The organism is Bernardetia sp. Wsw4-3y2 (assembly GCF_037126295.1).
Classification (GTDB): Bacteria; Bacteroidota; Bacteroidia; order Cytophagales; family Bernardetiaceae; genus Bernardetia.
Map to the genome: position 1 here is coordinate 3,006,752 of NZ_CP147017.1, position 20,230 is coordinate 3,026,981.

Sequence of the window (20,230 nt, forward strand, 5' to 3'; positions counted from 1 at the left end):
TGAAAACACAGTGTTTCGCTAAAGAGTTAGCAGAATCAAAATTTATTTCCTCCTAGCCTTTCTCCATTTTGCAATAATAAAAATAATTCCTGCCAAGACAATCCAAAATACCCACAGACGCATTACTCCAACTACAAACATCAAGAAATCATCCCAACCTTCACCCATGTTTTCGAAGAGACGACTAAAAAATGAACGTTCTGGTGGTTTTGAATAATTCTCTAATTTTTGAGTAAGTGTTAGATTAATTGTACTTAATGAAACTTGGTCTTTCAGATAACGCAAACGCCCTTCTTTTGCTTCTATTTCTTCACGAATGACACGTAGTTTGTCTTCAATTTCCAAAATTTCAGAAATAGTTTTGGCATCTTTTAAAAGCTGAGTATAACGATTTTCTACTTCTTTTTTTGTTTTTAAACGAGCTTCAATATCTACAAATTCTTCACTTACATCTTGTGAATTCTGTGACTGGTTTTCTACAAAACCAATATTAGCAAGCTCTTTCATTAAGTTTTCAAAGTTACTTGAAGCGACACGAATTGTTATATTTTGTGTTTTTTGATAGCTATAATCATTATAATTAGCTGCTGATGTAAATCCTTTATTTGCTTTTACTTTCTGCAAGACTATTTCTTTTGCTTTATCCAAATCCTGTACTTGAATCTGCATATTGCCAGTCTTGATGACATGTAAACCTTGTACAATAGGTTCATTAGAAGTACCTCCTTCTGTTCCGTCTTGTTGATTTACAAATGTAGCCATTGTGGCTTCTTCTGTGGCAGCATAATCAGCAGTAGATTCTGTTTTATAAGAAGAACCTGACTGACCACAAGCACTCAAAAATGGAATAAAAAGTATCCAAACATAAAGCGAAAATTTCAAAGTAGTTTTCATAATTAAAGTTTTTAAGGTTTCTGATAGTTGTTTGATTGTGATTCGTAATTTTTCTGTTTTTATACTAAGCAGATGCAAGAAATTAGAAATTTGCATAAATAAATTTTAAATTTTTCATCAATTTCTATTAAAATGTAGTCAAAAAATCTATAAAATGTGAATTTGAGATTTTATCAAGCCATTTTATAGCGTTTTTACAAGAAAAATTAAGACCTTTGTAATAAGTAGCGAATACTTTTTAAGTGTTCGAAATTAATAATCTTTCAAAAAAACGACAGTTTGGAATTGTAAATCAGCGAAGCTAAACTGTCAACTACATATATGTTCAAAACAACAGAAATAACAGCTTATACCATTCCTAGCGATAACGTAATTCATCAGCGTTTGCTTTTTGCTTATCACCAAACTGTCAAACATGTAAGTGGAAGCATTTTGGAAACGGGTTGTGGTGTAGGGAAAGGTGCAGAGCTTTTCAAACCTCATTGTACGCATTATACAGCTCTTGACAAAAACCAAGAACTCATCAATCACTTACAAAAACAGCATCCAGAATTTACTTTTCTGAATCAAAATATTCCTCCGTTTGCAAATCAAGCAGATGAAAGTTTTGATACCGTTGTTACACAACAGGTCATTGAGCATATCGAAGATGATAATTTTTACCTAAAAGAAATTCAACGAGTTTTGAAAAAGGGTGGAAAAATGATTTTGACAACGCCAAATATCAAACTTTCGCTTACTCGCAATCCTTGGCACACAAGAGAATATACAGCACAGGAATTAGAAACACTATTGAAGAAATATTTCTCAAAAGTAGATGTAAAAGGAATTACAGGAAATGAAAAAGTTTGGGAATATTACAATCAAAACAAGGCATCAGTTGCTAAATATAAAAAGCTAGACATTTTTAATTTAGAACAAAATTTGCCTAGACAAATTCTTCAAATTCCGTATGATATTTTGAATAGAATGAACCGTAAAAAATTGCAAGAACAAGATAATTCGTTAGTCGGTTCGGTTACAATGGACGATTATTTTATCTCTGATGATGCTGATAAATGTTTTGATTTCTTTGCTGTGGTGGAGAAGTAGCGAAATAATATACTGTTTATTTGAATATATTAAGACTATAATTCTGGTTTTATGACTTTATGTCATATATTGTTTCTTTAGAATGGTGTTTGTTATAGTGGTTACTGCACAAAAGATTTCTTGTGTTTAGAAATATTTATTTCTAATATTTAAACGTGGTATAAACATTATATCGGTTATATCACATCATATAAAACCATAAAAGAATGAAACAAAATCAAAGATTGACAACTTCTAAAACTATAACAACTTAGTTTTATAGATGGAGTTTGTCGACTCAATTACGAAGTTACTTGTATCAAATCAAGAATACTTAGTATTTAGTTGTAAATTATTTGCAGTTTATAAATATACAGTAAAAAAGGTTTTTAAATTTATAAAAAAGCAAATAAATATATTATTACCTAAGTCTTTTAAATTTTTATTAAAAGGTCTTAATAGTAAGGTAGATAATAAAAATAGAAAGAAATTAGGCTCTCAGAAATATAAAAATAAGCCTAAAAAGCGCAAAAAGAAAAGGAAGAGGAAGAAAAAGAATAAAAAACCCAAAAGCGCAAATTAAACGGATTATCAAATTTATACCCTAGCTAGAAATAGCTAGGGTTCTTATTTTTTTAGATATAAGCCTTGAAAAACCGAGGAAAGAGAGTTTTTTAATTTATGTTTGGGTAATTTTATCTTAGATTACCAAATACAATTTATTTCTTCATAATCTTGAAATTTTCCATCAGCAGAAATAAGAGGAATATTTTCTAAATGAGATTGACTAATAATAACTCTATCAAAAGGGTCTTGATGATGAAAAGGTAAATTAGCAACATTCAAAAAATGTTTAGTTGTTATATTTAAGGTAATTATATTTCGGCTTTGAGCTTCTTTTTCCAAATCATTCAAAGAAATAGGAATATTTAGCTTTCCAATACTAGATTTAATGGCTATTTCCCAAAAACTTATGCTACTCAAAAAAAGTATATTATCTGTATTTTCTATAATCTCTAATGCTTTGGTAGAGAGTTTTTTGTAATCGGACAAAATCCACAGAAAAATATGTGTATCTATCAAGTATTTACTTACTGTATTCATCAAATTCGCTTAAAGGTTCATCAAAATCATCACTCATATAAATTTCATATCCTCCTAATTTTCTTTTTTTAGAAGGATTCGATGTGTTTATCTCATCTTCTGTTTTATTTTTAGTGAGCAAATCAATTAATTTTTCTTTTTGGGAACTTGGTAATTGTTCAATAATAAGGAGTAACTGCGTAAAATCTAAGTTTAATTCTATTTTCATAATTTTAAATCGTTTAGCTTTTTATAAATATACGAAAAAAAATAAAATGTAGTTTACTTAAAAATCATTCCCAAAAAGACGAGAACTAATCGGACTGGTTTTAGATTTTTGTAAATCAATATGCAGATTTATTGCACCATAAGGAACAGTAGAAGCTCCAAAACTAATTTCATTGTCAGAAGTACGTAAGAAAGAAAGAGAACGAGCTGTCGAAACGCCTATTTCACTACTTAAAAAGATTCCATTTTTGATTTTCAATTCAGATACTGAAGTAATTTTAAGTTCAGTATAATTAAGATTCAAATTTCCTTTTCCTCCTGAAGTTAAACTTGGTAAAGTAATACTTGTAGAACTATTTACACCAGCACGAAAACTCCCCAAACCGACCAAAACACCAGCTTTAAAATTTTTGCTAAACTGATAACGCATTGCACCTTGTGCAGGTAAAAGCAGCTCCAAAAACCATTTTTTATTGTATCTACGATTAATTCCCAAAATAGGAACAGGGAAAAAACGTTCGTATTGATAAAGTAAAGCTACTCCGTAAATATTATGTTTATAAATTCCTTTTACCCGAATATACGCACCAGCAGCCGTAAAAAATGGACTAGACTCATTGAGTTTCTGAATATCTTGTACAATTCCACCATTAACTGTATAAAACCAAACACCACTACGAATATTAGCATGAACACCTGTAATTCCTGCCGAAAAATTATAAATTTTAGTATTATCTTCTACTAAATTTCCTTGTGGCAATCTCAAACCTGTATTGACTGTCAGAAAATGCTGCGTAAAAGAAGCATTGATATTTTTTAAATCTAACTTCAATTTTCCACTCAAAGGAACAACTAAATTGGCATAAAAACGATTGATTCCAAATTTCAAACTATCTTCTACGTTTTGGGTAGGAACAATAGCCGTTCCGAGTGTAATGTTAGGACGAAACAAAAAACCAAGACCAATATTTTGAGAATGACTTTTGAAGGAAATTAGAAATAAGAAAGTTACAAGTAGAGAATAAGATAATTTTTTCATAATAAAATGTAGCGTACTCTTTAGAGTGCGAAAACGTACCATAGACTTTAGTCTATGAATTATTTTATGTAGTTTAGGGAAATAATGATACAACAAATTTACGCACAAGTTTTTAGTTTTATGTTGTTTATTTTCTCAAAAAAAGCTTTTAAAGCATATAAAAATTAAAGATGAGTAATTATAAAAAAATACTATTCATTCATACGGCTTTTAATACAGATAGTATAGAAAGTGCTTGGGGTGTAGAGATTGATGGAGGTTATCGTTTAGAAAACATACTTTTTTACACTAAAAATTATTCTTGGAACGATATAGTTTCTGTTAAAGAAAAAGATGGTGATTTATATGTAACAGGTCTTTTAGAGGAAGGAGGGCATTCTACTATAAACATACTTTTCAAAGATGATAATGAAGTTAAACAGATTAGAAGAGAGTTAAAAGAAATGGGATGTGATTCTGAGTTAAGTAATCTATCTAATTTGATTGCCTTAGATATACCTCCTAATACGGATTATTCTATAATAAAAAAATATTTAGATAGAGGCGAGTTAGCAGAAAAATGGGAATATCAAGAGGCATGTATATCTTCAAACCATCAATAATATTTTGCCAATCTGACTGTAATACATATTTTAAATCTAAAAATGAAGCTCTATTTTTATATCTACAGATACTTTAGAATCATGAGAGAAACTACAAATTAAAACCCAAAAATTTTTAGTTTATGCTATTATTTTTAGTAAATTTGTATTAAAAACGCTTCCAAAAAAATAAATAGTTGTGACGTAGATTTAAGCGTTAGAATAGTCAAAATAGTTTTATATAAATACATCTTCAAAAAAATGGATAATAAAACCAATAATTTTTCTAAAAAAGGTTCTTTCAATAAAAAAAAGCAAAATGGTTTTGCGAACGATTTATCCAATGAAATGGGTAAACTTCCACCTCAATCAATTCCTTTGGAAGAGGCTATTTTGGGTGCGCTTTTATTAGAAAGAAAGGCTTTTGAAGATGTAGTCGATATTTTGAAGGCAGATAGTTTTTATAAAGATGCCCATCAGCTTATTTATCAAGCGATGCTAGAACTTTCTGCAAAAGGTTCTCCAATTGACCTTCTGACAGTCAGAACACAATTAGAAAAAAATGGAAATTTAGAAATTGTTGGAGGTGCGTATGCGCTTGTTCGATTGACAACAGAAGTAAGTTCGTCTGCAAACGTAGTCTATCATGCGCATGAAGTGGTGGAACGTGCTATCAAAAGAAAAATGATTGGTGTCGCTTCGACAGTTCGCCAAAATGCCTTCGAAGATACAAAAGATGCTTTTGAGCTTTTAGATGAAACTCAGAGTGAACTTTTCGAAATAACAGAAGATAACGTCAGAAAAAGAACCTCTGATATGGCTTCCGTGTACTTAAACACACTCAAAGATTTAGAAGAAAAGCGAAAAAATAAAACAGGTATTACAGGAATTCAGAGTGGATTTACAGCTTTGGATAGAATAACAGCAGGTTGGCAGCGTTCGGATTTGATTATCTTGGCAGCTCGCCCCGGTATGGGAAAGGCACAACCTGTGGATGCAAAACTTCTCTCTCAAAATGGTTGGAAGACGATGGGAGAAGTAAAAAAAGATGATGTTTTGGCAGGAAGTGATGGCAAATTCCATAAAGTAAAAGACGTTTTTCCACAAGGTAAAAAATCAATTTATAAGGTAACTTTTGAAGATAATACAAGTACTGAATGTTGTGACGAACATTTATGGATAACTTTTCAACAGTCTGAAAATAAACTAGCTGTTCGTTCTTTATCTCAAATCAAAAATACACTTCTGACAGGCTCAGGCAAACCAAATCATTATATTCCGATGGTTATGCCCATTCAATGGGAAGAAAAAAAGTTGCCTTTGAGTAGTTATTTAGTAGGTCTTTTTGTAGCCAATCAAAGTCAAACGAGTCTTTTAGCCAATAAAGAAGCATTTAAGACCAGCGAAAGAATGGCTGAAACATACGAAAAGCTACAAAATGCCTTTGGTGACCAAATGGTCAATTTTTCAGAAGATCCTTTTATTCCTAAAGAATATTTATGGTCAAGTGTGCGACAACGAACCGAACTTTTAGAAGGAATGTTGGCTTTTTCAGGGCGTTTGGATAATGATTCAAAAGGAAAATATAAGACAGATTCAATCAGAATTAAAGATGATTTTGTTTTTTTGATTCGCTCTTTGGGAGGAATGGTTCTTGTTGCAGAAAAGAAAAATGAAAAAGGAGAGAATTATTTTTATTTAGAGTTTGAACTTCCTGCTAATCTTTTAGATTTGGAAATAGGCGCACAAACGACTACTAGTAATAGCCTCTCGCCACTCTTTAAGTACATTACCAAAATAGATTTTGTTGGAAAAAAAGAAGCTGCCTGTATCAAAATTGATAGTGCTGATAGTTTGTATGTAACTGATGATTTTACACTTACACATAATACAGCTTTCGTTCTTTCAGCTTTGGCAAATGCAGCTGTAAAATATGACCATTGTGTTGCTATTTTCTCATTGGAGATGTCAGCCGAACAGCTTTTGACTCGTATGATGTCCTCAGAAGCAGAAGTAGAAAGTCAGAAATTGCGTAATGGAAGTATTGCAGACCACGAATGGGCGCAACTTGTCCACCGAACTACTCAACTTTCAGCATCCAAGATTTTTATTGATGACACCCCAGCTATCACGATGTTAGAACTTCGTGCAAAGGCGAGAAGATTAAAATCTCAGCATAATTTGGATATGATTGTCATTGATTATTTGCAACTTATGTCTGGCGATTCTGGAAAAGGAGGAGGAAATCGTGAGCAAGAAATTGCAGGTATTTCAAGAGCTTTAAAACAACTTGCAAAAGAGCTTGACGTTCCTGTAATGGCACTTTCTCAGCTTTCTCGTGCCGTAGAAACTCGTGGTGGAGATAAAAAACCAATGCTTTCAGATTTGAGGGAATCGGGTTGTTTGACTGGAGATACACAAATTACAGAAGCGCATACAGGAAAGTTATTTACGATAAAAGAACTAGCAGACCGAGAAGAACAAACTCCTTTTTACTGTTTGGCTTTAGGAGATGATAAAAAAATCAGACCTTATTTGATGTCAAAAGTGTTTTATTCTGGAATAAAACAGCCCTATCAATTAATTACTCGTTCTGGAAAATCAATAAAAGCAAGTGCAAATCATCCATTTTTAAAATTAGAAGGCTGGACAGCACTAGAAAATTTGAAAGTAGGAGATAGAATTGGAGTTCCAAGGAATACTAATGTGGAAACAAAAAATACTGTACTTTCCAAAAATGAATTAATTTTGTTAGCTCATTTATTAGGAGATGGCTGTATTTTACATAAACAACCTTATCACTATACGAGTGCAGATAGAGAAAATATTGAGATTGTAGCTAAAGCAGCAAAAGAATTATTTGATATTGATTCAAAAGAAGTAAAACAAGAAAATTGGTGGCATCTTTATTTAAAATGTCCTTATCATTTAACTCATGGAAAAAAACATCCTATTACAAGTTGGTATGAGAGTTTAGGAATAGAGAGAGTTCGTTCAAAACATAAACGTATTTCAGAAAAAGTATTTCAATCAACAAAAGAAGATATTTGTGTATTTCTTAGTCATTTATGGGCAACAGATGGAAATATTAGTTTAGTAAAAGCCAAAAATGGACGTAAAAATTCTGCTGCTATTTATTATGCTTCTAGTAGTGAAATTCTATCTTCACAAGTGCATTCTTTACTTTTACGTTGTGGCATCCATTCCATTATCAGAAAATCAAAAGAAATGTATAATGTTTGGATAGAAGGAACTCCAAATATGATTCAGTTTCTTGAAGAAATTGGTTGTTATGGAGAGAGAGGTGAAATTATTCCTTCATTATTATCTTTTTTGAAGGAAATTAGTCCGAATACGAATGTAGATACAGTTCCTGTAGAAATTTGGCAAAATAACATAAAAAACAGCAAAGAAAAGCTAGGCTTATCTTGGCGAAATGTAGCTGCAAAAGTAGGAATTAGTTATTCAGGGTCTAATATGTATTCAAAAGCAATTTCAAGAGAGAAATTGAATTGTGTCGCTGTTGCTTTAGAGTGTGAAGAATTGGATTTGTTAAGTAATTCTGATATTTTTTGGGACGAAATAACTCAAATTATTCCTTTGCAAGAGGAACATGTTTTTGATGCAACCGTACCAGAAGTTCATAATTTTGTAGCAAATGATATAATCGTTCATAATTCTATTGAGCAAGATGCAGATATGGTAATTTTCCTTTACCGTCCAGAATATTATGAAATTACACAAGATGAAATGGGAAATCCTACACAGGGAACAGCCGAAGTAATAATTGCAAAAAATCGTCATGGTAGTTTGGAAACGGTTACTTTACAGTTTGTAGGAAAATATACAAAATTTCAAGATTTGGATGAGGGAAGTTTTTCAGCAGGAAATACGGGCTATGATAGTGGCTTTCCGAATGCAAATGACAATCTTTCAAATATGCCTCCAATAGACGACGGATTTACAACACTTCAAAGCAAAGGAAATAATATGAATCCAATTGCTGATGATTTGAAGAATAAAAAATCAGTAGATTTTGATGATGAACCTCCTTTTTAAAATAAATAGCATTTAAGATTAATTTCCACTAAAAAGAGCATACTAAAAAACAAAAAACCTTCTCAATTTTATAATTAAGAAGGTTTTTTGTTAAAAAAGAAAATTCAAACTATTTTCTAAAACCATATTTATTCCAGTTGTTTGACAATTTTTGCACCTTATTGATTTTATTCGAATTTTGAATATTGATAGTCGTCGGTGGGGGCACCGACAACGGCTATAACCTGCCGTTGTTGGTGTCCCCCCAACGACATAGTACAAAAATTGTCAGAGAACCTTTATTCCTTTATCAAATAATATTTTTTGAGCTCTTCTGCTTTTTTAAGATTTTCCAAAGCAACTTTAATTTCTTTGTCTTCTTGATTTAAAACAGGATAATATCCTTCATATTGCCAATTTAGTTTTGCTAAACTTGCTTTTATTTGATTCAAAATAAAACTTCTTGAAATTTGATATTGAGCATCATTAAAAATTACTTTTTGATTTTTGGCAAAATTTAAAAAGTCGTTTTCTAGTTTTTTATCAATAGTAAAGTTAGAAATAAATTCATCTACTTTCATCGCTTTAAATTTCTCTTTATTGAGATTATAGTAGGTACTTGTCCAGTTTCTTACCACACTTTTAGAGTAAAGTGAATCGACATAAGGCGTAAAATAAGAAGTATCTCTTGACACAAAAATATCAGGCATTATTCCACCACTTCCATAAACAGTTCTTCCATGAAGCGTCTTATATTTTTTCTCTGTATTCATTTTTGAACTATCAGCTTGATATAATTCGCCATTGGTATAACGTTCCATAATCTCCAAACTATAATCTGTTGTGTCGCTATATGGCTTTTGAATGCTACGACCACTTGGTGTATAATATCTTGAAATAGTAAGACGAAGTTCTGAGCCATCACGAAGTGTAATTGGTTTCTGAACCAACCCTTTGCCAAACGAACGCCTTCCAACAATCAAAGCTCTATCATTGTCTTGTAAAGCACCAGCTACAATTTCAGAAGCAGAAGCACTTCCTTCATCTAATAAAACTATCACAGCATTTTCTTCAAAATTTCCTTTTCGATGTGCTTTTTCTTCACTATCAAAACGGTCTTTTTTTCCATCAGTATAAACAATCATTTCTGTTCCTGCCAAAAGCTCATCAACCATTCTGACAGCTTGATCCATATAACCACCTGGATTTCCACGCAAATCTAAAACTAAATCTTTCATTCCTTCACGAAGAAGCTTGTTTAGTTGTGTTTCAAATTCCTTAAAAGTATTCATGCCAAAACGAGAAACTTTTATATAACCTGTTTTTGGAGTAAGCATATAACCTACTTCTACTGTATGGGTAGGAATTGTGCCACGCTCAACAGTCAGAACAAGTTCTTTATTTTGATAAGGACGAAAAACAGTCAAGTTTACTTTTGAATTCTTCTTTCCACGTAGCAAATCAAAAACTTTTCTATTATCAATCTTTACATTGGCAACTGGCGTATCATCTACCTTTATAATTCTGTCTCCTGCTTCTATTCCTGCTCGTGAAGATGGACTATTCGGAATTGGCATAATCACTTGAATTGTATCTTCAAAAAGCACAAACTCAACACCTATTCCTTCAAAATCTCCTTCTAATTGAGAGTTCATTATTTCTACATCTTTTGCAGGAATATAACTGGTATGAGGATCAAGTTTGGATAGCATTTCTTTTATTCCGTGGTCTGTAATATCTGTTAAATTGACAGTATCTACATAATAATCTTCAATATAAGAAAGCACTTGACGCATTTTTTTGGCTTGGTCAGATGCACTTTCTTCTGTTTGTAGACCAATTAAGGAAGTTGTAAATGAGTTGTCTTGACTACCAAAAAAACGTGCGCCAAAAATTAATCCTACTCCTAAAGCAATGGCTGTAAAAATTGGTAATTTGATTTGAGCTGCTGAAATAGAAGTATCTGACTTTGTTTTTGCTTTATTTTCTTTAGGCGTACTACGTGTGTAGATAAGACGCTCATTAGAAGACTCTGAATTACTTTCTGACATAAAACTATACTATAAATTAGATAATGATTGATTCTTAAATTGATTTACTGATTTATCTTTATAAGTTAACTTCTTCTTAATCAAACAAAATTAAGTAAAGTTGTTGAAAAACAATTTTATATAGAAAATTATTTTAATAAAAAATCTGATGATGTTACTGAGCAATAGAAATTAAGTAAATTGCTATTTTTAATTTGTTGATAAACAGAGATTTAAATTCACAATTCGTGATTTTTAATTCGTAATTCTTCCTAAGATAACTCATATTTCACTCAAGCAAATAGAATAAAAACAATTTTTGAAGGCTTTTAATAAGATTTAACGGATTTTGAATAAATAGAGCTTATCAGTTCAGGAGTAGATTTTTTATATTACTTTAATAATCTGAAGAGAGAAATAGTTTAGCCCAATAAAACCTTTTATGATAAAAAACGTATATATGAAAGAATGTTGATATGTTTGTATAACTTAATTTGAATTAAGTTAGGAGCATCAAATTTCTCAACTCATTTTTTCAACTCAATTATAAAACATCAAAAAATTCAATATTATGGACGTTAAACCATCATTTCAAGATATTATTCAATCAGAAACACCTGTTTTAGTAGATTTTTATGCAGACTGGTGTGGTCCTTGTCAGGCAATGACACCTGTGATTACTGACTTTTCTTCTGAGATGGGAGAAAAAGTAAAAGTAATTAAGATAAATGTAGATACCAATCCTGCTGTTGCTTCTACATTTAATGTGCGTGGAATTCCTACTTTTATCGTTTTCAAGAACGGAGAAGCAGTGGCTCGTCAGTCGGGTATGATGCCTCTTGCAGGTCTTCGCTCAATGGTAGATCCTCATTTGGTAAAGTAAACAGAGCTATTTTTATAAAAAGATAAAGTCCTTTTCTGTTTTTAAAATGGGAAAGGACTTTTTTAGTTTTAAAAACTATTCAATGATATTACGCAGCCAAAATGAAACCCATAACTTTAGTTATGGTAAAACAAAACAAAGCGTGCTGTTTTCTACCTTTCTCTACCTGTTTTATCACGATTAAAATCGTGCGTTTCGTTTATTTATGAAAGTAATTTATAAAAGTTTTATTCTTGCGTAACATCAATTATTCAATCAAAATATCATAGCTATCCAAAAGTCCTTTTATTCCATAACTTGAAAACTTAGCTTTTTTGACTTTATTTTTGGCTAGGTTAATAGAATAATTAGTTGCGTTTCTAAAGTCTGTTCCTTCTAAAATTGTATTTTCGAAAACTGCTCCTGCTAGTTCACAGTCTTGAAAAGCTATATTTTTGAGATTACATTCTGTAAAATCTACTTCTTTTAGTGTTGAGTTTTTGAACGTAGCATCTTTGAGGTTGAGTTGATAAAAGGAAGAAAAATCAATCAAACAGTTTTCAAAATGTAAAACCAATAAAAAAGGATTGCAATCTGAAAATTGAAGACCTAAGAGTTTAGAGTTTTTGAACTTTGTTTCTTGAAAAGAGGTATTTCCTAGTTTTGCACTACTCAAATCACAGTTTTCAAAGCTACAATTAATAAATGTATTATGTGATAAATTGCTATGAGAAAAGATACAATTCAGAAAAGTACATTCTTCATATTCTCCTTTTGGCAACTCATTTTCTGTAAAATCCTCGTTTTGATATGATTTTGATACAATATATTCTGACATAAATTTTTATTTTATTTCTTCATAATCAAAAGGCTGTAATTTTTGATTTTTTTTAGGTTTGATTTGATAGCGTTTTGCAATAATTCCTGTTTTTGTATGCGTATTGACTTGAAAAATGATAGGTTCTGTGAAATTTTTGTCAAATTGTAATTTCCAATCTGACTTTGTATTATCTGTTTGATTAATGAATTGAATAGTTGTCTTTGGAATTTCAATATATCTATTTATGTTATAAGTAGAATATAAACCTAAAGTTGTATCACTAGAATTTAGTATAACACTTTTGTTAAAACCACAATATATTCCATAAAGCATACTATACTCTTGATTTAGCAAATTATAAGCATTTTGATATAAGTTAGTTTTATAAATTTCTTTCAGAGTTTTAGAGTTATTATTTACAGGGTTAGGAGGGTGTGTAGTAATATATTTGGAAGCACTATCTGTAAGAGAAGATTTTAAACTTTGAAGATTAATCTTATCTGTTTCATAAAGGTTTTCAATATCAAAATAAGCATTTTTTATTTTATTAAAAAATGCTCTATCTCTATAATTATTTCCTCGTTCTTCAATATCAAAATTTGCCTTTTTTAGTTTACTTTGATGTATTTTTTGAGTACTTTCTTTGATTTTCTGATTTGTGATAAAAATAGCTTTTTGTTCTTCTGATTTTACCAAAGAGTTTGAACGATATTGATGTATCAAAAATAGACATAGAATTGCCCAAAGTGATATGGCTATATATTTTTTGACTTGTTTCATAATTTTATCATTGTGGTGGTATCTGAACCACAAATTCTACCAACAGCTAGTTTTTCTTTCTTATCATTTCGAAGAGAAGGAGGAATAATTAAAAATCCTTTTTTATTAAAATGAGTTTCTACGTTTTTGGGAGTAATAATTCTTGTATTTGCTGTATCAAATGGAATAAAAAGAGTAAGTTCTAATGAATATTGATTTGGATAACCACATCCATCACTACAAATAAATGGCTGTATAGCATAATTTGAAAGTATTACCTCAACTTTATTCGTAATAGTTTCTTTTCTCAAAAATTGAATGTCATTATGATACATTTCTAGTAGTTGGGTTTTAAAACGAACAAGATGATACTTACTCTCCAAACTATCCCTAGAAAAATAAAGTTGATTAAGTTGAAAATTATTCAAGTCATTTTCTAAATCAAAATTCTCATAGCGTTTTTGGAGAAGTGGAGCTATATTTTGGGCTTCACTAATATACTTTTCAAAAGTTGAGGTAATTGAAATATCTTTTCCTGTCGAAAAATCTATTTTATCAAAGTTATTTTTAATCAGAACTTGAGTTAGGCTATCTAATTTTTTATCTGTTACATATAATTCTAAATAATGCTGTTCCAAACAAAACTCACTTGTATAATCTTCTTCAATAATATATTCTTTTAGGTAATTTCTTGGAAGCCTTGTTTCCTTTTTATATAAGTCAGAAAGCTCGTCAGTAAATTTAATTCCCTCCTCAAAAATTATTTTCTCCTCTTCGGTGTATTTTTCTTTTACAAAATTAGAATATCCAAACCACAGAAAAGCAATCAACAAAAGGAAAGCTGGTAAGATAGGGTTTAGTGGATTCAATAATTTCTGAATATATTTCATAGCATTTTTGAGTGGATAATAAAGACAAACTAACGCAAAATTCATCATAAAGATTAATCTGCACAAAAAAAACGAAATTTTTTATAAAAAATCAAAAAAAAATTTATTATTGTGTTCGGTTTAATTAACAATTTATTAACAATGTTATGTTCCTTGTTAATAGATTATTATTTTGTGATAAATAGATTTTGCAGAATAGAGTTTTTGTAAAAAATGCTTTTATTACTAACTGATTATCAATGAAATAGCGATTTATTCAATAATTATTATATTTTTGTGAACTAAGAGTTACTAAACGTGTCTTTACAAATAAAATTCTATTAAAAAACAGACTTCAAAATTATATTTGGTTTGGTGTAATAAATTATATAAACCACGTTATTTAATTCTTTTAATCACTAGTTGTATAGACAACTATCGTAAAGTAAGCTGTCAGACACATCAAAAGTGTCAGTACAGTTCTAACAAAAACTATCTGACCCCTTAAAGGTGTACTGATAGTGATTAATTTCTGAAATTACTTTATCAAAATAATAGAAAAAATAAAACTTAATCTTTTCCAATAAAAAATACTCAACGGCTTTAGCCCTCAGCGAAGCTAAACACACACCTACTTTTTCCTCTTATATTATGGTACAAACACTCACAACTCCGACAAATGATTCTGTAATGGAAATCATGCAAAAAATGGGACACGAAAATCTCGTTTTTTGTCAAGATGAGCATTCTGGTCTTCGTGCAATTATTGGTATTCACTCTACCGTTTTAGGACCTGCCTTGGGTGGAACTAGAATGTGGAATTATGCTACTAGCAATGAAGCTGTAACTGATGCACTTCGTCTTTCTCGTGGTATGTCTTATAAAAATTCTATCGCTGGACTTAATCTAGGTGGTGGAAAAGCTGTTATTATTGGCGATGCACGTACTCAAAAAAATGAAGCTTTATTGCGTCGTTTTGGTAAATTCGTAGAAAGCCTTAACGGAAAATACATCACAGCCGAAGATGTAGGAATGACAACAGTTGATATGAGTTATATTGCTATGGAAACCAAACATGTAACTGGTTTAGACGAAAATCGTGGTGGTTCGGGCGACCCTTCTCCATTTACTGCTCTTGGAACGTATATGGGAATGAAAGCAGCAGCCAAAAAAATGTATGGAAGTGATAGCTTAGAAGGCAAAAAAGTGTCTATTCAAGGTGCAGGACACGTAGGCGAATATATCATCGAACATTTATCAAAAGAAGGTGCAAAAATTTATGTTACTGATGTTTATGAAGACCGATTAATGGATATTGCAAAAAAATACAAAGTAGAAATTGTAGGTCTAGAAGAAATTTATGATTTAGATGTTGATATTTATTCTCCATGTGCATTGGGAGCAACTGTAAATGATGAGACTTTGAGCCGTTTGAAATGTCAAATTATTGCAGGTTGTGCAAACAATCAGCTTAAAGACGAAACGATTCACGGAAATGCGTGTTTAGAGCGTGGAATTATTTATGTTCCCGACTTTTTGATTAATTCAGGTGGCGTAATCAATGTTTATTCTGAATTTGCTTCTCTTCCTCGTGAGTGGGTTGTTCAGAAAACAGAGCGTTTATACGATATGTGTTTGGAAGTAATCAATACTTCTGTTTCTGAAAACAAAAATGCTCAAGATGTAGCCATTCAGATTGCTCAAGAAAGAATTGATTCAATTGCAAATATCAAAACTAGAAGATAAGGAACAATTACGAATTACGAATTAAAAATTACGAATTTAATAATCATTTATTAGCCGATTAATTTATAAATCACAAAAAAAGCGAATTGCCTTGCTGCAATTCGCTTTTTTTGTGCGTATGATTTAAGAATGAAATACAAATTATCTTAAAATTAATCTACTGCTATGAAAAAAATCTATCAAATCATTTTTATAATTTTTGTTTTATTTTTTATTGGAGAACAGGAAAATTTAGTTTTTGGACAGATTGAAACACAATCACAACTAGAAAATATAAAGTCTCTTTTTGGTAATATTTCCCTCTGTTCTGTTAAGACAGATAGTACAAATCAAAAAATAATCAGAATAAGAGGTTGTTCCCCATCTCTTACTGGTAATACCCAACCTTTATATGTGATAGATGGTATTCCACTTTCTGAAAATGATTCTACTTTTAAAAATCTTTCTCCAAATAATATTGAATCAATTACAGTTTTAAAAGGCGCAGCAGCAACGGCTATTTGGGGTTCTAGAGGAGCAAATGGCGTAATTTTAATTACACTGAGAAAGAAAGAAATCAAAGAAGAGAAAATAGAAAAATTAGTAGAAGAAATTGCAATAAATATTTTTCCTAATCCTACATCAGATTTTGTAAATATTGCTTTAGATATAAAAGAAAAATCAGAAGTAGAAATCCAAATATATAACCTTCAAACTTTAGAGAGTTATGAAGTTGTAAAAGGAGAATACGAAGCAGGAAAACAAACAATCAAATACCAAACTGATTTCTTAAAAAATGGAATTTATACACTCAAAATTAGAGTTGGAAATCAGATTATCGAACGCAAACTTGTTATTGAAAATTAAAAAATTACATAACACAGATTTTTATAAAAAAAGCATATTGTATTTTACTATAATACGCTTTTTTGTGTGTAAATTTGAAAAAAAATGTATCGATATGTAGCGTACATTTTTAATGTGCAAAAATGTACCATACACTTTAGCGTTTGGAAAAAGAACTAAAAAACCAGTTTATTAAAAAATATGGCAACAGAAAAATATATTTGTGAATCTTGTGGTAGCAACGAGTTTGTAACCAAACCCAATCATTTTGATGTGTTTTCGGCAGAAGATGGAAAACTTATCTTTCAAGAATCGATGTTGGTAGAAGATGACAGTGCAATCGAACTCTTTTGTTTTGAATGCGACGAAAAATTAGAATTTGATGATGACGATTTGGAGTTTTAATATTTCTTTAAAGATTGAAAAAAGAGAGAGTAGAAATTAGATAAATTCTGATTCTATTCTCTTTTGTCAATTTGTGACACACTGCGTCACGAATTCTAAAATACATGCTTTATCTCCCTACCGAAGAAGAACTAAAAGCAGAATTAGAACGAGAAAAATTATTTATTGAGAATAGAAAGAAGTCATAAATTTAATTACTTTTTTTAACTAAAAAACAATGAAGTATAACCTAGAAGAAGCCTTTGAGCAATTAGAAAAAATAAAAGAAGAGAGTAATATTGTTCTGGTTAAACTTGATGGAGCGAGAGAAAAAGATACAATTACAGTTGTAATTAGTAGGGTAAAATCTATAGAAGGCACAATTCAATACCATGGAAATGATCTATTATTAGTAATTAATAAGGCAATTAATCGATATTATGAAGTAAAATCTACATAACAGAAATTTAATTAGACTTATTTTTTTATTACACCTATCAAATAACTTCTAAAATTTAACTTCATACTTCTAACTTTGCATCCATGTACGAAATAAAAATACCCGTTTTTGAAGGCGCATTTGATTTGTTACTTTTCTTTATTGAGAGGGACGAATTAGATATTTATGATATTCCGATTACCAAAGTAACGACTGATTTTTTGGAGTACATTCGTGCGCTAGAAAAAATGAATATTGAACTGGCAAGCGAATTTATTGTAGTAGCTGCAACGCTGATGCAGATAAAAGCAAAAATGTTACTTCCTCGTGAGCAGGTAGATGAAGAAGGAAATGTCATTGACCCAAGAAAAGAACTTATCCAACAGCTTTTAGAATACAAGCGTTATCGCCCTGTTATTCAGCAGCTTTCTAATTTAGAAGATGATTCTTTGGCTAGAGAAACGAGAGGAAATATTATTTCAGAACTCAAAACCCTTTCAAAAGTACGTCCAGAAGATGTAGATTTGGAAGATGTAGATTTGTATAAATTATTGAAAGCCTTCCAAAATGTAATGGAATTGCATGAGCTTTCACAGCCAAAACTGAGTAATATAAAACCTTATCCATATAGCGTAAATAATCAAAGAGCCTATTTGATTCAGAAGGTTTTGAATAATGAAAGAGTAAATTTTTTGGAAGTCTTGAAAGAAAGTGGAAACCGTGTTTTGGTCGTTTTTAACTTTTTGGCAATCTTAGAACTTATTCAAGTAGGAGATATTAAGCTAGAAATCAGCGAAGAACCCGATTTTAATGAATTCTTTTTATGTAAAGGATAAATTTTTTGTTAAGTAAAACCAAACAAAGTATATCAAAAAAGTGCAATTTCTTAGTAAGGAGTTAATCAGTAGGTAAGGCACGAGTAGTAAGTTTGCAGCATCAAAAAAAACACTAAATGCTCATTCAAAAATTTACTATTTCAATATTATCAAAATGAAAACTTCAAAATTTACTTTATTGACCCTTGCTTTTGTAGGTTTAAATCTAACAACAGCTTGTAAAGACGACGATAATGATACACCTGATGTAATCACTACAGATGTAGAATTGGCTGCTCATTCTATTACACCTTCATTTTTAAAACTTTCTTCTGAATTTTCTAGTGTAAAAGTGATGCCTTTGCTTACTTCAGAAGACAAATTAAGCGAAAGTCCTAATTTCGTTTATGGCTCAATGGCTGATGGTGCTGGCTTGTTGAAAAATGCTGATGGAACTTTTACACTCATCAATAATATTGAATCTGATTATTCTATTGCTAGAATTACGCTTGATAAAACATTCAAACCTGTAAAAGGCGAGTATATCCTCAACGCACAAGCAACAGCTTCAACAGCTCAATGTTCGGGAACTCTTATTACTCCTCAAGAACATGGTTTTGGTCCTTTGTATTTGTCTGGTGGAGAATGGGGAGGCGCATCTAAAGGTGTTTTTGCTACTGACCCTTTCAAAAGTGCAACTTCGGCTTCTTCGCCTCGTATGCTTACTGCAATGGGACAATGGTCGACAGAAAATGCTGTTCCAATTGGAAAAGATGCTTATGCTAACAAAACAGTTGTTTTTATTGGTGATGATCATTCAGATGATGCTATACCATCAGGACAATTAGGAATGTATGTTGGTGATAGAGGTGATTTAGAAGGTGGAAAGCTTTACGGACTAAAAGTAACTTCAAATGGTATCAATTATGAAATGGATATGAAAGAAGGGACTTCTTATGACATGGAATTCGTAGAACTCAATGAAACAAATATTGATTTGTTAGATGCAGAAGCCAAACAAAAAGGTACAATGGGATTCTCAAGAGTAGAAGATATTGACTGGAGAAGAGGTTCTGCAAACAACAACAGAGAAGTTTATTTTTGTGTTACAGGTCGTAAAAAAGATGGTTTAGAAGGAAAAGGAACTTTTTATGGACGTGTTTATAAACTAGAAATGAATCCAGAAGATCCAACTAAGGCAGGTAAAATCACTTGTGTATTAGATGGTGACAAATTAGATGGAAAAGCAAAAGCATTTCATAGCCCAGATAATATCCTAGTAACTGAAAATTATGCTTATATTCAAGAAGATCCAAATGGCTACTTTGATACAGAAGACAAAACACATTACGCACGTTTATATCAATATGATTTGAGAACAGGAGCATTAAAAGTAGTTTTGGAATGTGACCAAGTTACAGCAGCAGCACAAGGGTATGGAACAGAAAATGGAGTTTGGGAAATTACAGGAATGATTGATGTTTCTGATATTGTAGGAGTTGATGAAACATTCTTAGTAATTACTCAAAATCACGGTTGGGAAAGTGCTGACGGAACTCCTTTTACAGATCCAAATGCTGTTTCAGATGTGGATGCAAGTACAAAAGAAGGAAGTATGTTATTTATTGTAAATGGTTTAGGAAGATAATTTTTCTATTCTTATTTACTAAAACAGCCCTAAGAAACTATTGAATTATTCAATTTTTTCTTAGGGTTTTTGATAATTTATATTACAAATACTAACCGT

19 protein-coding genes are annotated in these 20,230 nt (G+C 30.9%); 11 read left to right on the plus strand and 8 right to left on the minus strand.

Annotated features, from left to right (window positions below; translation table 11 throughout):
* Positions 1–42: 42 nt before the first annotated feature.
* A complete protein-coding gene (locus V9L05_RS12230) occupies positions 43–894 on the minus strand; it encodes a DUF4349 domain-containing protein (RefSeq protein WP_338812165.1) in 852 nt (283 codons plus the stop codon).
* Positions 895–1,215: 321 nt separating this feature from the next.
* On the opposite strand from V9L05_RS12230, the gene V9L05_RS12235 reads away from it, so the two are divergent.
* Together V9L05_RS12235 and V9L05_RS12240 are read left to right on the plus strand one after the other, a co-directional pair.
* The gene (locus V9L05_RS12235) at positions 1,216–1,986 is read left to right on the plus strand and encodes a class I SAM-dependent methyltransferase (protein ID WP_338812166.1); all 771 of its coding nucleotides are present in this window, start codon (positions 1,216–1,218) and stop codon (positions 1,984–1,986) included.
* Positions 1,987–2,248: 262 nt separating this feature from the next.
* A complete protein-coding gene (locus V9L05_RS12240) occupies positions 2,249–2,548 on the plus strand; it encodes a hypothetical protein (RefSeq protein ID WP_338812167.1) in 300 nt (99 codons plus the stop codon).
* Positions 2,549–2,670: 122 nt separating this feature from the next.
* Here V9L05_RS12240 and V9L05_RS12245 read toward each other — a convergent pair whose 3' ends face one another.
* From V9L05_RS12245 to V9L05_RS12255, 3 genes are read right to left on the minus strand one after another with little or no spacing between them, the layout of a single operon-like run.
* The gene (locus V9L05_RS12245; RefSeq protein WP_338812168.1) at positions 2,671–3,069 is read right to left on the minus strand and encodes a type II toxin-antitoxin system VapC family toxin; all 399 of its coding nucleotides are present in this window, start codon (positions 3,067–3,069) and stop codon (positions 2,671–2,673) included.
* The gene (locus tag V9L05_RS12250; RefSeq protein ID WP_338812169.1) at positions 3,053–3,277 is read right to left on the minus strand and encodes a hypothetical protein; all 225 of its coding nucleotides are present in this window, start codon (positions 3,275–3,277) and stop codon (positions 3,053–3,055) included. Before V9L05_RS12250 ends, V9L05_RS12245 begins: the two co-directional genes overlap by 17 nt.
* Positions 3,278–3,334: 57 nt before the next feature.
* Positions 3,335–4,315, minus strand: a complete 981-nt coding sequence (locus V9L05_RS12255; RefSeq protein WP_338812170.1) for a DUF6268 family outer membrane beta-barrel protein — start codon at positions 4,313–4,315, stop codon at positions 3,335–3,337.
* A gap of 170 nt (positions 4,316–4,485) precedes the next feature.
* On the opposite strand from V9L05_RS12255, the gene V9L05_RS12260 reads away from it, so the two are divergent.
* Both V9L05_RS12260 and dnaB read left to right on the plus strand, forming a co-directional pair.
* A complete protein-coding gene (locus tag V9L05_RS12260) occupies positions 4,486–4,917 on the plus strand; it encodes a DUF4265 domain-containing protein (RefSeq protein WP_338812171.1) in 432 nt (143 codons plus the stop codon).
* A gap of 240 nt (positions 4,918–5,157) precedes the next feature.
* Positions 5,158–8,955: a replicative DNA helicase gene (gene dnaB, locus V9L05_RS12265; RefSeq protein WP_338812172.1), complete on the plus strand. Its 3,798-nt coding sequence runs from the start codon at positions 5,158–5,160 to the stop codon at positions 8,953–8,955.
* Between the two features lie 278 nt (positions 8,956–9,233).
* On the opposite strand, the gene V9L05_RS12270 is transcribed toward dnaB, so the two are convergent.
* Complete coding sequence (locus V9L05_RS12270; protein WP_338812173.1) at positions 9,234–10,985, minus strand: S41 family peptidase; 1,752 nt, start codon at positions 10,983–10,985, stop codon at positions 9,234–9,236.
* A gap of 550 nt (positions 10,986–11,535) precedes the next feature.
* Here V9L05_RS12270 and trxA point away from each other — a divergent pair.
* Entirely contained in the window at positions 11,536–11,847 is a 312-nt protein-coding gene (gene trxA, locus V9L05_RS12275) for a thioredoxin (protein ID WP_338792960.1), read from the plus strand.
* A gap of 247 nt (positions 11,848–12,094) precedes the next feature.
* Here trxA and V9L05_RS12280 read toward each other — a convergent pair whose 3' ends face one another.
* The 3 genes from V9L05_RS12280 to V9L05_RS12290 are packed head-to-tail and all read right to left on the minus strand — an operon-like array spanning position 12,095 to position 14,343.
* On the minus strand, positions 12,095–12,664 hold the full coding sequence (locus V9L05_RS12280; RefSeq protein WP_338812174.1) for a pentapeptide repeat-containing protein: 570 nt from the start codon (positions 12,662–12,664) through the stop codon (positions 12,095–12,097).
* A gap of 6 nt (positions 12,665–12,670) precedes the next feature.
* Complete coding sequence (locus V9L05_RS12285; protein WP_338812175.1) at positions 12,671–13,426, minus strand: hypothetical protein; 756 nt, start codon at positions 13,424–13,426, stop codon at positions 12,671–12,673.
* Positions 13,423–14,343, minus strand: a complete 921-nt coding sequence (locus V9L05_RS12290) for a hypothetical protein (RefSeq protein ID WP_338812176.1) — start codon at positions 14,341–14,343, stop codon at positions 13,423–13,425. Before V9L05_RS12290 ends, V9L05_RS12285 begins: the two co-directional genes overlap by 4 nt.
* Before the next feature lie 582 nt (positions 14,344–14,925).
* Here V9L05_RS12290 and V9L05_RS12295 point away from each other — a divergent pair.
* The 6 genes from V9L05_RS12295 (at position 14,926) to V9L05_RS12320 (ending at position 20,131) form a co-directional block, all read left to right on the plus strand.
* Entirely contained in the window at positions 14,926–16,020 is a 1,095-nt protein-coding gene (locus V9L05_RS12295) for a Glu/Leu/Phe/Val dehydrogenase (protein ID WP_338812177.1), read from the plus strand.
* A 165-nt stretch (positions 16,021–16,185) separates the two neighbouring features.
* Entirely contained in the window at positions 16,186–16,866 is a 681-nt protein-coding gene (locus tag V9L05_RS12300; protein ID WP_338812179.1) for a TonB-dependent receptor plug domain-containing protein, read from the plus strand.
* Positions 16,867–17,046: 180 nt separating this feature from the next.
* Positions 17,047–17,250 (plus strand): hypothetical protein, encoded by a 204-nt coding sequence (locus V9L05_RS12305; RefSeq protein ID WP_338812181.1) that lies wholly within the window; start codon positions 17,047–17,049, stop codon positions 17,248–17,250.
* Between the two features lie 217 nt (positions 17,251–17,467).
* The gene (locus V9L05_RS12310) at positions 17,468–17,689 is read left to right on the plus strand and encodes a hypothetical protein (protein ID WP_338792953.1); all 222 of its coding nucleotides are present in this window, start codon (positions 17,468–17,470) and stop codon (positions 17,687–17,689) included.
* Positions 17,690–17,772: 83 nt separating this feature from the next.
* Entirely contained in the window at positions 17,773–18,504 is a 732-nt protein-coding gene (locus V9L05_RS12315) for a segregation/condensation protein A (RefSeq protein ID WP_338812182.1), read from the plus strand.
* Positions 18,505–18,658: 154 nt separating this feature from the next.
* Entirely contained in the window at positions 18,659–20,131 is a 1,473-nt protein-coding gene (locus V9L05_RS12320) for an alkaline phosphatase PhoX (RefSeq protein WP_338812183.1), read from the plus strand.
* The last annotated feature ends 99 nt before the right edge of the window (positions 20,132–20,230 follow it).